The sequence below is a fragment of the Dysgonomonas termitidis genome (assembly GCF_054657735.1).
This window is the reverse complement of the sequence record NZ_BAAHYD010000002.1, coordinates 894,192-911,373: the sequence shown is the minus strand read 5'-3', so window position 1 is coordinate 911,373 and position 17,182 is coordinate 894,192. Positions and strand designations below refer to the sequence as shown.

The following is a 17,182-nucleotide window of genomic DNA, read 5'->3' as shown; positions in this document are numbered from 1 at the left end:
GTTATTTCTCTCAAATCTGGCTATCAGCTATACTTAAAAGGTGAAAACTGTTTTGTTGCCAATTGACAACAAAACAGTTTTTAGTACAAAAATGAAAAATTATTTTATTTTCTTCCCCCAGTAAGTTTTAAAATTACCACCATAAGCAGCATAAACTATAGTATGTGTCCTGGGATTAGCTTCCCAGTCCACCTCACGTTGCAGATATAATTCTACACCATTCACTGTCAGTACTTGCTTACCGGCATCGTAACTCCATGCCGAATTTTTCCATGTACCTTCCGATACGGTATGATCTGCCGCCAATGTCATTACAGACGATTCCTTCTGTTTTCCGTAGCTATATGACAAATCGATATGCTCCCAGTTACCAACCAATTCTTCTTCAGTAATAGCAACTTGTGGTACAGCCCCGTAACGTTCCGGCATCACCAGTGGCCACCCGTCTTTTGTCCAGCGAATGCTGCGGACATGTCCCATCATAATATAATTATCTACACTTTCAGGTAAACGCGCTTGCGAAGAATAGTACCAATTGCCATTACCATCGTTGAATACAGCGCAGTGTGAGATACCTACCCAACCATTACTGTTCGCGAACTTATATGGATGAGTAACCACCGGAAGCATGTCTCCGCCCGCAGTTACATTCGTACCATCAATACCCAGATATGGTCCCGTAATGCTCTTCGAACGGGCTACACGGGTATTATAAGGAACGCCGAGCGCATCATAGGCCACAAACAGATAGTAATATCCTGTTTCAGGATTGTAGACTATTTCCGGGCCTTCACTAGCCTGCCAGCGATTACCTGCCTGACGTGTGTATATCAATTGTCCGTATCCGGCAGGGGCGCTGGTATCAGCCCACGGAACTCCTAAACTTTGTTTCGGCATACCATCTGCAGCATTCAATTCCATAGCAACTATGCCACTGTGCCACGAACCATAAATAAGCCAGTGCGCTCCCTCAGGAGTGACTATATACGAAGGGTCGATAGCATTCCATTTGTAGTAGCAATTTGCCCAGTCGTTTGCCTGCACATTGAAATTAAGACCTTTATCCGAAGCATTGGTGACTACATATCCTTTGTCTACCCAGCCATCATTATTTGCCGGATCGGTGTTTTCCATCATACCGATAAAAGCCCGTTCGCCCCAAGTACCCTCGCCATTAAGCAGCCCCGGACAAACAATCGAGTAATACATACGGTACAAATCGTCATTTACCTTATGAACACCAGGCGCCCAATATCCGAACTCACTTTCACTGGTACTGGTAGTTTCTCCCAGCCCCATCTCTTTCCGTATCTCATTCAGTTTAGGAATAACCCACCCCGGTAGTTCTTTCATAGTTCCACCGAGATATTCCCAATACACAAGGTCTTTGGAACGGCGGGCATGAAAATGTCCATGTCCGGCATGCGCATTTCCGTATGAAGCATCCGTCTGATACATATAATAATAACCGTCTTTAGCCAACACCACCGAAGGATCGTGTACATTGGCCAGATTCCACTGGCTGCGGTTGTCCCAGACAGCAATACTTGCATAATTATCTGCATAAGCAGGAGCCTTATACTGAGACAGTTGTTCATCGAGTGTCCCTTCGCCGGTTGATACCTCTATTTCGGACGAATAAGCTACTCCCCCGTTATAGATGCTTACAAAGGCGCGTACATAATAGGTGGTATTGCCCTGTAAACCTGTAAGCGTAGCTGTAAAAGACTCATTACCCATAGCCACAACCGGTGCATCGTAAATATCCGGGTTGGCTTTAGTGCTATAGCAAAAACCACGTTTCGACAATATCACACCTTTTGCAGAAGACAATGTTGCCTGCAACTGCGCCGATGAATAGGTTATTTCCGCAACAACAGGCGTTTCAATGATTACGCCTAGTTCCCCAAAATCCTTATCATCGTCACTGCACGCCCCAAGAAGGAGCGAGCAGATAACTAATAAGCTAAACCATTTATAATATTTCATACATTTTTCGTTTTTAAAGTTTTTAACCTTTACATATCCTTCTATTCAGATGCCACTGATAATTCCCAGCCCGGATTTTGCCTAAGATTCGGAGCCTTCTTCACTTCTGTATCAGGCAACGGGAAGTAATAGTTTTTCGGGCTGTTGAATGCGCGGGTAGGATGTTTCTGAGCTCCACCGTATGTGTAAACGGTTGAAAGTTCGGGAGTAACAGTTACACCATAAATATTGTACACCTGCTTGTAACGCGGCAGGCTCTTTTCACTGCTGACAGTCTGGCCTTCGAACAATTTCCAGCGACGCTCATCAAAGAAGCGATGGTCTTCGAAACAGAATTCTATGCGGCGTTCGTTACGGATACGCTCACGAAGCTGTTCCTTTGTCATACCCTTATAAGGCGGCATACCTACACGGGCACGCACCTGATTTACATACTGATAAGCCTGATCGGGCCCCGAAGCCTCATTTATCGCTTCCGCCGCATTCAACAAGATTTCTGCATACCGGAAGATAGGACAGGCATGGTTGTATGTAGAAGGGCTTTTGAACGACATATTGTTCAGGAACTTCTTTGTATAATATCCGGTCAGTGTACCGCCATGCAGCTGCTGATAGTCTTTTCCGTCAGGATATGATACATCAACGGCACGTTGTTCTTCCTGCAAAGGATCACCCCAGACGGACCCGTTGTGCAGAATGGTCTGTTCCAGACGCGGGTCGCGGTTCGCATACGGATTCTGGTCGTTATAAGCAGGGTCCTGATCGATAGGCAGACCATTGATGGTTTCATAACTATCTACCAGATTCTGAGTCGGATTGGTACGTCCTGTGGAACTTGCTGTACCACTGAAACCGCAAGGTGCCAGGAACAACTCTATCTGATAGGTATTCCATACCGAACGGGTCAGAATGTATTCGTCATTATAGTACGGAGTGGTCACAAAACATTCGTAATAATTTTTATTCGGATTATTATCACTTGTCGTATATAACTTATAGCGGTTACTGTGTTTCGCATTTTCTGTAATTAAATCCAGTGCCGCCGTAGCAGCTTCCTGCCAGTATTCAGCCTTATTCTCGGGATTATGGAGCGCGGATGCCCTGTACAATAAAGCTCTCGACTTTAAAGCATAAGCAGCGGCCCCATTCACACGACCCCAGTTTTCATCCTCATTGCTATAACGGTACGGCAATTGATTTTTTATGGCGTCACACTCATCGGCAATCCATTTCAATGCGTCCGCACAGTTCGTACGCGCCCTGTTCATAGCCTCTGTGTCGCTCGGATCGAATACGATAGGTATTCCATTCTCATCATTGCCGATAACGGGAACATCACCAAACCAACAGGCTATGTCGAAATGGAAGATAGCGCGAAGCAGACGAGCCTCAGCTATATTGCGATCGTACAGATGATTATCGTCTCCTGTTTTTTCCGAATTACCAATCACTGATGAGCGGGCGTTCTTCATAAACTGGTTTGCCGCGCGGATACCTTTGAAGTTCTTCGGCCAGAAATCCTTGGCAAACGGATGGTCTGCAGCCGAGTAACTGTCGGTAAGCACACTATGATAGTAGTGTACATCCCAGAAAGACAAAGAATTGTCGGTCATACAGTCGCGTGACGCGGCCAGAAATTGTCCATTATTATATCCTGCGAAGGCATCAGGCAAATAAGTATAAATATTTGCAAGGAAACCCCGCGTATTCTCAAAGCTACTGAATACCTGTTCGTCCGACAGGGACAAGTCCACTTCTTTGCCCAGATAATCACTACATGAATGATTACTTAATAGCAACAGCACTGTGGTTATATATATTGCAATCTTTTTCATTTTATATTCCTTGTTTATTCTTGAATTAAGGTCTCAGACCTTTTTATTGCTTTTGTATGTATAATAGCAATAATATACTATGTCTGAAAACAATGCTTTAAATATTTTACCTTACTTAGAAGCCAATGTTTATACCAAATGAGAACGAACGGGTTTTCGGATACCACCAGCAATAGCTCATCGGCTTCTCCGGGTCCAGGCCTTTCGGCAAATGGCTCCAGGTATATAAATTGTATCCGCTGAAATAGATACGGCATTTGGTAAGGTTAGCCTTAGCTATAAGCTTCTTAGGAAGCGAATAGCCAACTTCAATATTCCGCAGCGACAGGTAATCCCCGTTTACGATCCATATATCATTCTGATATGTACCTGTACTGCGGTCACTGTCAATAGCGTTGAATCCGCCATAAGTAGGACGCGGATAAGTAGCGTTGATGTTACGCGGATCGGTAGGATCGTCATTATAATATCCCCATGCCTTGGTCACTTCATGGGTACCCATGTTACTCCAGCCCGAATAGCTGACAGCAGGAGACAGGAATACCGAACGGTTGAGGTAAGCCGTGAGTATGGCGCGGGCATCGAAACCTGCATATTCGAAACCGAAAGTCATAGATGGAATCAGTTCCGGAATGATGGTATAAGTATCGGGAACCATATCATTAGAGTCAATCTGACGGTCGCCGTTCAAATCTTTAAATACGGCAGTACCTAATTGTTGAGAACCATTCGAAGCCGTATTATACGGATATTTCTCCGGATTATCTATAGCATCCTGCTGACTGGAGGCAATCAGGTTCGGATCGCTTGCCCAACCCTCAAATTTGTAAATATTCCAGCCTCCGATACTGTTATTAAAAGGTATTTCGTAAAGTTCCGCAACTGAAGTATAATCACGGATACGGTCACCCGTTTTGCGCTGCCAAGGCACATTCGGCTCTGTCTCATCCATTTCGGTAATCTTATTGGTATTGTAAGACAGCATACCTTCGACAAAATAATTCACCTTACCTATATTACCACGATGGCCGAGGGATAATTCCAGACCTTTGGATTCAACTTTTCCGTAAGAGTCCTGAGCCACTGCCACACCCACTATACTAGGGATAGTAGAGCGGTCTATCAGGATATTCGAACGCCACTCTTTGAACGCATCGAACGAACCGTAAAGCTTCTTATTCCAGAAATCGAAGTCTAAACCGACATTCAGCATTTCAGAGAGTTCCCACTTGTTGTTATTGCTGCCCGCCAGGCTTTCATAAATACCTCCGATGCTCGAACTGGAAGTACCAAAGTTATAACCTGTACCTGAGCCATAAGTGCTTTGATATGGATAACGGTTGGCTCCTGTGGTAGACTGCCCGGAAGTACCATATGATGCGCGGAGCTTCAGCAAATTAATATTCTTGTTCTTCAGCCATGATTCTTCCGAGGCTACCCAACCGATAGATGTTCCCCAGAAAGTACCCCAACGGTCGTCAGGAGCAAAATTGTCACAACCCATATGAGAAAGGTTACCTGAGAAAATATACCTGCTGTCATACACATAAGTAGCCTGTCCGTTGTAGGACATGAAACGGTTGGAAGACTGATTGGCATAGTTGGTACTCTCAATCCGGTTCACCGCATTCTGATAGGTACGGAAGAAAGCCCGGGCTCCGACATTGTGTTTACCAAAAGTCTTATCGTAAGAAAATCCTGCATTGAAATTGAGATTGTAATAGTTACCACGTTCGTTAGCCGTCGGGTCCGACAAGGCCGAGTAAGAGGTCATTTTTGACAGGGTAAATTCTGACGGATCGGTAACCGAAGCATTTGAATAATCGTAGTAGTAAGAATTGATACTATTGGTCTGTGTAGATTCAAATACGTCGTAAGCATCGAAACTCACCATTGCATTTGCTTTCAGGCCGGGAACCAGTTCTCCCAGATCGCCTGTCACATTTACGGTCGAATACAGGTTACGGCGACGGTTCTTTTCCTGACCTGATGAAGCCAGCAATCGTGCCGGGTTATTAGCCGTATTGGATGAATATATCTGTCCGCCCGGAGTATATATCGGTTCCATAGGATTCGCTTCCACCGCACCGAAGGTCACGAGGCTGAATACACCTGTTGTAGGTTGTGTAATATTATCGATACGTCCCCCTAAATCCAATGATACGTTCAAATACTTATTCACATCTATGTCCAGATTCGAGCGAAGGTTATAGCGGTTCAGCGTATGGGAAGTATTATAACCTTCGTTATAGTTCGTCCATTTATCATTCCACATACCCTCCTGACGAAGATAAGAGAACGACACATAATAACGTGCACGGGCATTACCGCCACTTATCTGCATATTGGTCTTATATAACGGGGCTGTTTCGCGATACAGTTCTTCAAACCAGTTTGTATTAAAATACTTATACTGGTCGATACCTGTCAGCTTCTCACCTGATGATACACGGCGGTACATCTCTACCTGAGCATTTGTGTACATAGGGTCAAGGCCATCGAGATATCTCACCTGATTGCGGGTAAGCGCCATATTGTAGGAGTTCTGTGTTTCAAACTTATTGCTCAGCATCTGAAAACCTATTTCCTGTGTAAAGTCTATCTTCGTTTTTCCTGCTAAACCACGTTTGGTAGTCACCATAATCACACCATTAGCTCCACGCATACCGTAAATAGCTGTCGCTGCCGCATCTTTCAGAACAGTGATATTCTCGATAGGAAATGCATCCAGAAACGAAAGGTCACGTTCTACATTATCCACAATTATCAGCGGACTACGGGCATTCTTATTCATTGTACGCAAGCCGCGGACATACATAGTCGTTTCTGTCCATCCGGGCTCACTTGACCATTCGTAGGTTTCCACTCCGGAAAGAGTAGAAGTGAAAGCATTCTGAAGCACCGAAATAGGGTGCTTTTGCAATTCTTCACCGGTTACTACCGAAGTGGCTTCCGTCATAAATTTCTTCGGCTTGCGGCCGAAAGGAACAGGCATGGTATGTAAATATTCATCTAAATCCGGTTCCATTACTATTTGGAAAGCGCCGCTAAATTCGGCTGTACCGGTAGCATTTTTATAACCAATACTGCTGACACACAATTCATCGTCCGGCTTTACATTCTTCAGACTGAAATACCCATCTTCACCGGACAGTGCTATGCGGCTCTGCTCCGCCACATTTACCACAGCTCCGGCAATAGGTTTGCCTTCGGAATCCACGATACGGCCTCTCAACACCTGTTCTTCTTGTGCCCAAGTATTGCAGGTTACGAATATCAGTACCCCCATCAACAGGAATTTACTTATTCCTGCCAACTTGTTTTTTATATTATTTATGCTTGTATACATATGTATTCAATTTAAGGATTACCAACCCGGATTATTTTCAATTCCTGTTTTCCAAACTTCCCCTTCAGGTATCGGATAGAGATACATCTTGTTCTCGAACACCCGGCTCTGGGCCACCTTACGCGTAATGGTTCCGTCTGCACTTACATTTACGCCATAGATAGGACGCGACAATGCTTCTACAGCAACATTCCAGCGGCGGACATCCCATGCGCGATGTTCCTCGAAAGCAAGTTCCACAGTACGTTCTTTATGAATGAAGTTGCGCATATTATCCTTAGAAGACGTCAAATCGCTACGGTCTGCTATCTTACCGCTGATGCCTGCGCGGTGACGGATTTTATCGAGCATATTATATACTTCCGTTCCCGGGCCTTGCGCCTCGTTCAACGCTTCGGCATAGTTGAGCAGGATTTCAGCGTAACGCATGATAGTCCACAGGCGGTAAGCGCTCTGAGAATGTTCTGCGCTCAGGATAGTTTCAGGAATATACTTACGCACATAGTAACCTGTCGGAGTTGCATTCGTATTACCGATAGGATTGTCCCTCTGGCCCAGTACCACATTGATAGTACCATTACCCCACTTCACTCCATTGCAGAGAACGGTTGCAGCCAGACGCGGGTCACGGTTCGTCCAAGGTTTGGCTTCATCATATCCGCTGGCGGTATTTATAGCCGGAGTATTATTAGTATATACCGGAGCACCTGTTTTATCATACTGAGCAAAAGGAGAAGAGCCATCTGCCATATCGTACATATCCACTAAGTTTTGCGACGGACAAAGTCCTCCATTACCCCCCTCGCCTACAGGAGTATCATTCTTGATCGCATCCCACCTTATAACTACATCATTGCGATAAAAAATCACTTCCTTGTTATTTCCCGAATAGGCAGTCCTCAACAGTGCATTGGTATAAGCCTCCACACCCAAAGCATTCCCATCGGCATCAGTAGTTGAAAACAGACTGAAATTCGCGCCGTAATCATCAATAAAACTTTTGGCTGCATCAGCGGCCTGCTGCCATGTGATACCCGATTCGGCACTGAAACGCGGACTAGCCATATAAAGCATTATGCGTGAATACAGGGCCCGTGCCATAGGCTGGCCGATGCGTCCGGCCTGACTCGAATCCCAAGCTTCGTCATAGACCAGCAATCCGGCTTCGCATTCTTTCAGTTCTTTCAGGATAAAGTCTACAACATATTCCTTCGCTGTCGGGCGATTAATATAATTACTCAGCAAATCACCATCCGGATCGAGAACTTCGGTTACAATTGGAATAGCCCCATAACGCAGAAATAACTCCCAATAAAAATAGGCACGCAGGAAACGGGCTTCCGATGTATAGTTCAATTTATCCTGCTTGTATTGAGTATCGCTCAGAGAAGGCTCCTTCGGGACACTTTCGATACGGGTAATAATCATGTTACATTTACGGATAGCACGATAATAATGTTCCCATGTACCTGTAAGTTCCGCTTCGCCAGCCGAACCATAATAGTTTCCAATATTAAAAGTAGTTCTCACACCACCTGCAGAATAACTGGTTTCTGCTAAATCCGTAGCCGAATCCAACCAGGAATCTTTAATACGACTAGCTCCGTGGCGTAAAAAATTATAAGTATCATAGTGGAATTTCACCATCATCTCCCAGTCGCTAAACACTTCCTCTTCCGTCAGTTCGTTACTGGGCTGCTTGTCCAGAAAATCACCGAAGGCGTCCTCGCATGAAGTCAGTGTGAAAGCAGCGATGCACACAGCAAATAAGCTATATATAATTGTTTTCTTCATGTTCTATCAGAATTTAATATTTACACCAAAATTCAGAGTCTTCATAATCGGGTAGCGGTTAGATCCATTGCTTTCGGGGTCGGTCAGGCCATCCAGATCATCCCATGTTATCAGGTTGTTGGCATTAAAGAACAGCCGGCAGTCGCTCATTCCTACTTTCCGCGCCCAGTTGGTTGGCAGAGTATAACTTAACTCGATATTCTTCAAGCGGACAAACGCTCCGTTTTTCAAGAAGAATGAGTTTTGACGCTGATTATGGTCACCATAATTATTATAGTGCAATAATGGATATTTGGCATTTGCCAGATTATAGGCTTCACTTTGTGACGGATTCCAGCGATCGAGGTGATGCTCCTTCACCTTACCTCCGTTTACAAAAGCGAACATGGCCTCAGCATCATAATAACGGCTCACATTATCAACCCCCTGGAACATAACATTGAAGCCCCAGTTTTTCCAGTTGATACCCAATGTCAGCGCATATATATTTTCAGGAATATCGCTTCTGCCGATAAAGGTTTCATCCCTCTCGTCAATAAAGCCGTCTCCATTCATATCACGATATTTCAAATCACCGACCTGCACATTGCCAAAGGTCGAAACCGGAAGATCGCCACTGTCAATATCGGCTTGTGTAACGAATCCGTCACACATCAGTCCGAAGTATTGGTTGATAGGATGACCTTCCCGTTTACGGTATTCGGTTTTCAGGCTGGGTTCATCCATATCAAGAATTTCATTACGGGCATGAGAGTATGTCAGGCCGACAGAATAATGAATATCTTTACCTATACGGTCGTTATATTTCAGTTCAAGCTCGTAACCGCTATTCTTTGTTTTACCTAAATTCCCGGCAGCCATTGCAACACCTACCCACTGCGGACGGGTGAGGTATTCTGTCAATATATCGTTACGTTTTTCATAGAAAACATCTATATTGCCGTTCAGCCTGCTGCCAAACAAGCCAAACTCAAGTCCAAGGTTGTATTTGTGCGCGCGTTCCCAAGTAACGCCGTAGTTAGGATACTGAGATTCGTAGACACCACTTTTCCCGGTGGTTCCGAAGTAATAGTCATTCGCGATCTGCGACCACTTTTGTTCATATAAGAAACGCTGTCTTACACCGTTGATCTGATATATATCATTACCTACCTGCCCGTAAGAAGCACGAAGCTTCAGGTTATCCAACCAATTCTCTGTACCCTTCATAAATTCTTCGTTGGCAATGCGCCATCCTAATGAAAAAGACGGGAAAAAGCCAAAGCGTTTGCCACGCATAAAGTTTTCGGAACCGTTGTATCCGGCATTAAATTCGGCAAGATAACGATCGTCATAACCATAGGTGACACGACCCACCAAACCCTGGTAACGCTGTGCCAGATCCGACTTATAACGATAGTCATTCTGCATATAGAGCATCATGGCAGTCACATCATGCTTGCCGAACTTGCGGGCATAATTCAACTGAGCCTCCATGTAGAGTTTATAGATAGATTTAAACTTTTGCGAGTCTCTCAAACTCCCTTCCTCTGTAAACGCCAATTCGGTATCTTTATTAAACTGATTATAAGCATCGATAGATGTATAGTTATCGCGGTCATTCAGCTCGTAAGTAGCAAACCCTGCGGAATAAAGATTCGTATGGTAATTTTCATAGTCGAACGAAAGCATTGCTTTGGCGCTCAATCCTTCGGTCAGCCAGCCCAGTTTATAGTCGACAATAAAATTGGTTTCGTTGATGGTATTTACCGCACGGTAGTAACCACCCTCGGCCAGTGCGGCAACTATGTTGTTCTGGTACTGTGAGCTTCCTCCATAAAGGGTTTTGGTATCTTCACCGTTCTGTACCGTATATGATACAGGGAAGAGCCAGCCCGGAGTATGATTCAGTTCGTAAAATGTTTCGCTATAATCATTCCGTTCTTCGGTATTGGAACCTTTACGTTCTTCGAAACGGGTACCGAAATTTACCGAGAAAGTCAAATCCCTGGTCAGAAAGAAGTCGGTATTGGCCCGGAAAGAGTAACGGCGGTAATGAGGGCTTGAGCTATTACCATATACATTGTTACTTAAATTCTTAACCAAAGACGACTGATCGTAAAACTCGCCTGACGCGTAATAACGCATACGCTTGGTACCTCCACGTACACTTACATTGTAACGCTGTGCGGGAGCTGTACTTTTCAACACTTCGTCATACCAGTCTACATTTGGATAAAGCATCGCATCCAATCCGTTCAATTGACCGGCACTCGATTTACGGTACATTTCAATATCGCTGGCAGAGAACTGAGAGGGTAGCCCGTCATTGGCCAACGCTTCTTCGAGTAATGTCACCGACTCATAAGAGTTCAGATAAGTATTTTTGCGTGTAGGGCTTTGTATCTGCCAGTTAGCAGTCAAACTTACTTCCGGTTTTTGCTCCTTACCTCTTTTGGTAGTAATCAACATAACACCATTTGCACCGCGCACACCGTATACGGCTGTAGCAGAGGCATCTTTCAGCACGGAAATAGTTTCGATATCATCCGGTGCAATTTGTGAGAACGGACGTTCAATACCATCCACAAGGATAAGCGGCTGTGCATCGCCCGCAAAGGTAGCACGTCCGCGGATATAGATTTGCGTATCATCCGCACCCGGCGCACCCGAAGTCTGCGAAGTGACAACACCGCTAATCTTACCGGCAATGGCTTGTGAAACGTTAGCAGAAGGCGACTGAAGTATATCTTTAGTATTTAACTGCGAAATAGCACCTATAACACTCTCTTTTTTCTGTGAGCCATAGCCGACTACGACAACTTCACTCAACAATTCGGAGTCTTCCCTCATTGTCACATTTATTATCGTCTTGCCTTTTACACTAATCTCCTGAGCCTGAAAGCCGATGAATGATATCACCAATATAGCATTATCACTGCTTACTCTCAGGCTAAAGCTGCCATCATCATCCGTAATTGTACCATTAGTAGTTCCTTTTTCAACGACACTGGCGCCGATAACAGTCTCTCCGGTAATATCTTTTACGATACCTGTCACCTGCCTGGACTGCGCCCATGCATTTTGTCCAACCAGCATCAAAACAAGTATTGGCAGCAACCGCAGGAGCAAATTGCTCCACGGTGCTTTTCCATTTGTCCGTTTATTTTTCATATACAGTATTTTATTGATTTATTATTCAGCAGCATTCAAGAACGGATAGTATCCTACCGTACGCATATTCAGGCTGGCTCCCTCTACAGTAAGGAATGCGCCGACATCGGTAGTTGTAATTCCCTCATAGAAGAATGTGTAGTCACCCAGTTTCACGCCATCAGCCGTGGTTACCTTAGCTGTCATATCCAGACGGTTGCCACTGCGTCTCAGTATTATCATACAATATGCTCCTTTCATTTGCGTGGTAAAACTATCCCAATCATAACTTGCGGAGATATTCGCTGCATTGTAGCCAGAGCCTTCAGGCCCCCATCCGAAAGCATCGGCACGTAATACGAAATATTCCGCATAGCCGGCTTCACCTCTGTCTTTACCATTGGTAACAACCAGTAGCCAGTTGTTCCAGTTTGCGGCACCGCTGGTGTTGTTGATAAATGTATAAACAAAAGGATTAGTCTTAATCAGGGAGAAATTGGAGAAATACGACCACCAGCCTGCGCTTAAATCTGCCGGACCAACCAGATAGGTATCCGGTGCATATTGCTGGCCTACATATACCGTTTCCGGATCGATTGCCAGATAAGCTCCCTCGCAAGTAAGGAATGAACCGATACTGCTTGCCAAAGTTCCTTCATAGAAGTAGTTCATTGTGTATACGGTACCACTTGTAGTAGTTGTTATTGCTGTAACGTCTATCCGGTTACTTGTCCGTTTGATAGTTAAGTCTACATATGCACCCTTCATATCAGTCGTAAAGGTATCCCAATTGTAATCTGACGTTATATTGGTACCTGAAAAACTAATATTTTCCCAAGCATCAGCACGTAGTACAAAGTATTCGGCATAACCTGCTTCATCTCTGTTTTTACCGTTGGTGAGCACCAGCGCCCAGTTATGCCAGTTATTGACACCGTTGGTATAATTATAGAAACCGAAATGCATAGTCTGGTCACCCTGCATTGTTACAAGATCGGAGAAAGCCGACCACCAAGGGGTAGACATATCTTCGTTACCAACAATGATGTAATTATTTTCTTCCTCTTCACCACCTGTTCCCGGCACTTTTATCTGACTGTCGGTAATCTGATTACGGTAGATAGTGAGGTCGTCCAGCATCCATTCCTGAGTTTCAGCGCCTGAGCCATAACCCAGATATAAAGAAGGTACGGAAGCCATGAACTGAACGATTTTAGAGAAATCAAATCCGGTAACTTCCTTATCTATTTTCTTTTGTCCGTCTACATATACAACATATCCGTTGTCACGGATTGTCATAGCCACGTAATGCCATTCTCCGGCTGTCAGCAATCCGGTTTTATACCCTGAAGGATTGTTGTCCTCGTATTTTCCGTCAACGCCATCATAACTTAACCAACCATTGGCTGTGAAAAAGAATTTCTGCGTGCCATTTTCGTTTTGAAAAGAGAAAAGCGCCCCTTCCAAATCCTGCCCGGAATTTTCACCTGTCTGAACAACTTGTTTCATCCAGAAAGTGAGTGAAACTCCATTTTGAACTTTCACGCTGTTGAGTGGATTATTAATATGTGCATATCCACCATTCAGATGGAGCACACTACTCTTGCGTTCTTCATCGTTTGCCAGCGCGGGCGTGTTTCCATCACTATAAGCATAGAGTTGAATAATTGCAGGGTCAATTTCCTCCTCGAAGGAATAAGTAACTATCTTTTCCAGTTTAGGATAAACCTGATTGCCTGAAGGGGGATCTGTTTCACCCCAATCCTGACATGAAGCACACAAAAGGATTGTAAATGCTGCCATAATCAACGGCGCCCATTTTTTTACTTTTTGCATATAACTTAGATTAATGATTAATAATTCTTTTTTGCGCAGTATGTACTGCTTGGAAAAATATTTCGGTTAACTCAGTATATTACTGTTTTTCAATAGATTTAGAGTCACAAAGGCGTGAGATTATTTTTCTATTTTTTATTCTTATTTTATTCTTTTTCCCCAAATGGTATATCCTTTGGAATTGAGTCCGGTAAACAAAATAGTCTGAGTCTGGTTTTCCCAGTCCTGCCCCATAAACACCTGTAAATTGCTGACAGAACCCGATATATTCAGACTCAATACACCACTCCTGTCGAAAGACCACTTTCCTGACAAGCCGCCACTCAGTGACAAATCTTTATTTAACGTAATTACATCGGATTTGTTTTCTTCCCCTTCTTTAAGATGGTTTTCTCCCCACAATATTTGTCCGGCAAACAAGTCACGGGCAGGAGCATCGCCTTGTATAACAAGTATCTCCCAGTCGCCGGCAAGATCGCCTTCCTGTATTTTCTGCTGTGGGATAGCCGCATATCTTTCCGGAGATACTACCGGCCAGCCGTCGGCAGTCCAGTACATATCCCTGACATGAAGATCCATCATATGGTTTTCGGGACGCAGGCGTGCCTGATGAGCCATATAATATTGTCCGTTTTTATCCATGAATACACAGCAATGAGCTGTACCGGCCCAGCCTATATGATTGCGGAACTGATAAGGATAAGTCAGTATAGGGAAGTTATCTGTCTCTTCGCGCATATCAACTCCGAAGAAATCTGTGAAAGGGCCTTCGGGCTTATCGGAGCGGCCTACACGCACATTATAAGTCGTCATTAACGGGTCATAGGAAACAAACAGGAAGTATTTCTTCAGCCCGGGGTTATAGATTATTTCCGGCGCTTCTATATTGTTCTTCTTACCGTCGAAACGGCGGGCGGTAAGATGTCCCTGATCCCCGTCGTTAAGCGTAAGTCCTGTTTCGGGATTCAGTTGCACGCAATGCAGCCCGCCGAAATAAGAGCCGTAATGCATCCATTGCTCCCCATTTTCAGGATTGCTAACAATACTCGGATCGATGGCATTCATTACATCGCCTGTCTTCGTTTTCACCACACAGCCTTTTAGTTCCCAGGGGCCTTCGGGCGATACGGATTCAGCCATACCTATATAAGACACCTGTTTGGCAAAAGCCGAAACGCTGTAATATAAGCGGTATTTCCCTTTATATTCTACAATGTAGGGTGCCCATATATTGGTTGCGCCTTTACCGTTGTTATTATCCAAAACCCAGTCCTTGGCTTCCTGTGGAATTTCCTTAAAGGCCCATCCGGAAAATTCCCAGTTGACAAGATCTTTCGATTTACGGACTTGTATATAACCAAAAGGCAGATTATCTTTCTTCATTGCCGCGCTGTCTTCTTTATAAATAGCGTCGGTAGAATACATATAATATGTATCCCCTATCAGCAGGCACGACGGATCGTGTACATTGTAGGTACCCCATTGTTTATAATCCTTCATTTCAGAAATGCCCGAATAATCGTCAGCCCACGGATTTACGTTAGCTTTCGGCTCAAACGGTTTCTGAGCGCAAGATACAAGGAAAGTACAGCATCCTAAAAGCAGAATATTGAAAATTGTTTTCATAGTCAATTTAACCGCAAGTTTGTGAGTTAATTCAATTCTATTGTTACCACCGACTTAGCCGGAATCTTCACCGTTAATACATCATTCTTCACCGCTGCATCTTTGAAATCCTTCAACTCTACTTCGTTTGGCTTTTCGAATGTATTGTGAGAATCTGTTTTGGGCGCAGTAATTATATTACCGGAAACGAAACGGCCGTTTTTCAGGTCTTTAATAGTACATGTTATATCCACCGATTGGTTAGGATCGATATTCACAATTGATACATGTATTTTTCCGTTGCTGTCTTTCGATGCCGAAGCCGATACCGAATTGATTTCCTTACCCAGACGACTGTATGAAGGACTTATAATATCGAGCGGTAGCATGGTTGCATCCTGATGTACTTTATACATATCAAATACATGGTAAGTAGGAGTCAGCAACATTTTATCACCTTCTGTAAGGAACAAAGCCTGCAGCACGTTGACCAACTGTGCAATATTAGCAATACGCACCCTGTCGGCATGCTTGTGGAAAATATTCAGAATAGTTCCCGCCAGTAAAGCGTCGCGCAGGGTATTTTGCTGATACAGGAATCCCGGATTTGTTCCCGGCTCCACATTGTACCATGCACCCCATTCGTCTACTATCATGGCTATTTTCTTCTCAGGATCGTATTTATCCATTATGGCAGCATGTTTTGTCACTATCTCGTCCATACGCATACCATGCTCCAGTAACGAGAAGTACTCATCTTCATTGAAGCCAAGCGCGTTTCCTTTATCCTCCCATCTGTAGGTAAATGTATAATTGTGAACCGATACACCCGACATCATGTGATGCGGTATGTTTTTCATCATCACTTCCATCCAGCGGTAATCGTCTACATTAGGGCCTCCGGCAACTTTGTACAATCTGTTTTCACCGTAGTTGCGGCAATAAGTAGCATACCTGCGGTAATTTTCGGCATAGCCTTCCGGAGTCATATTTCCTCCGCAGCCCCAGTTTTCATTACCAACACCCCACAGAGTTACTTTCCACGGTTTTTCGCGTCCGTTCTTCTTACGGAGGTTCGACATCGGGCTCTCCCCGTCAAAAGTGATATACTCCACCCATTTCGACATTTCTTCTACCGTACCGCTTCCCATATTCCCACAGATATATGGTTCTGTTCCCAGTGCTTCACAGAGATTAAGGAATTCGTGCGTACCAAAACTATTGTCTTCTACTACCCCACCCCAGTGAGTATTCACCATTTTAGGACGGTCTGCTCTTGCACCTATTCCGTCCATCCAGTGATACTCGTCGGCAAAGCATCCTCCCGGCCAGCGAAGATTCGGTATTTTAATATGTTTTAACGCATCGATAATATCCTTGCGCACACCGTTCACATTAGGTATATGAGAATCCTCGCCAACCCAAAGCCCGTCATAGATGCAACGTCCGAGATGTTCGGAAAAATGACCGTAAATATGTTTGTCGATCTTGTATTTTCCGGAATTCGTTTTAACGACTATCTCCGCCTTTTGCTGTGAGAATACCGTTATACAAACAAAAAGAGATAAATAAAACAGTAGATTTTTTTTCATGATAAGTTATAAGTTGTGATTTATTAGTTTTTTAGAAAGGAGAGGTATCC

8 protein-coding genes are annotated in these 17,182 nt (G+C 44.2%); all 8 read right to left on the bottom strand.

The window, feature by feature from the left end; genetic code table 11:
• Positions 1–99: 99 nt before the first annotated feature.
• The 8 genes from ACYQ3L_RS07735 to ACYQ3L_RS07700 all read right to left on the bottom strand — a co-directional run bounded on the left by ACYQ3L_RS07735 (position 100) and on the right by ACYQ3L_RS07700 (position 17,132).
• A complete protein-coding gene (locus ACYQ3L_RS07735) occupies positions 100–1,989 on the bottom strand; it encodes an arabinan endo-1,5-alpha-L-arabinosidase (RefSeq protein WP_379994295.1) in 1,890 nt (629 codons plus the stop codon).
• Between the two features lie 41 nt (positions 1,990–2,030).
• Complete coding sequence (locus tag ACYQ3L_RS07730; RefSeq protein WP_379994294.1) at positions 2,031–3,824, bottom strand: RagB/SusD family nutrient uptake outer membrane protein; 1,794 nt, start codon at positions 3,822–3,824, stop codon at positions 2,031–2,033.
• Between the two features lie 115 nt (positions 3,825–3,939).
• Positions 3,940–7,173: a SusC/RagA family TonB-linked outer membrane protein gene (locus ACYQ3L_RS07725; protein WP_379994293.1), complete on the bottom strand. Its 3,234-nt coding sequence runs from the start codon at positions 7,171–7,173 to the stop codon at positions 3,940–3,942.
• Positions 7,174–7,191: 18 nt separating this feature from the next.
• Complete coding sequence (locus ACYQ3L_RS07720; RefSeq protein WP_379994292.1) at positions 7,192–8,967, bottom strand: RagB/SusD family nutrient uptake outer membrane protein; 1,776 nt, start codon at positions 8,965–8,967, stop codon at positions 7,192–7,194.
• A 6-nt stretch (positions 8,968–8,973) separates the two neighbouring features.
• Positions 8,974–12,120 (bottom strand): SusC/RagA family TonB-linked outer membrane protein, encoded by a 3,147-nt coding sequence (locus ACYQ3L_RS07715; protein ID WP_379994291.1) that lies wholly within the window; start codon positions 12,118–12,120, stop codon positions 8,974–8,976.
• Positions 12,121–12,141: 21 nt separating this feature from the next.
• A complete protein-coding gene (locus tag ACYQ3L_RS07710; RefSeq protein WP_379994290.1) occupies positions 12,142–13,935 on the bottom strand; it encodes a LamG-like jellyroll fold domain-containing protein in 1,794 nt (597 codons plus the stop codon).
• 141 nt (positions 13,936–14,076) lie between these two features.
• A complete protein-coding gene (locus tag ACYQ3L_RS07705) occupies positions 14,077–15,561 on the bottom strand; it encodes an arabinan endo-1,5-alpha-L-arabinosidase (RefSeq protein ID WP_379994289.1) in 1,485 nt (494 codons plus the stop codon).
• A gap of 26 nt (positions 15,562–15,587) precedes the next feature.
• A complete protein-coding gene (locus tag ACYQ3L_RS07700) occupies positions 15,588–17,132 on the bottom strand; it encodes an alpha-N-arabinofuranosidase (RefSeq protein ID WP_379994288.1) in 1,545 nt (514 codons plus the stop codon).
• Positions 17,133–17,182 lie beyond the last annotated feature (50 nt).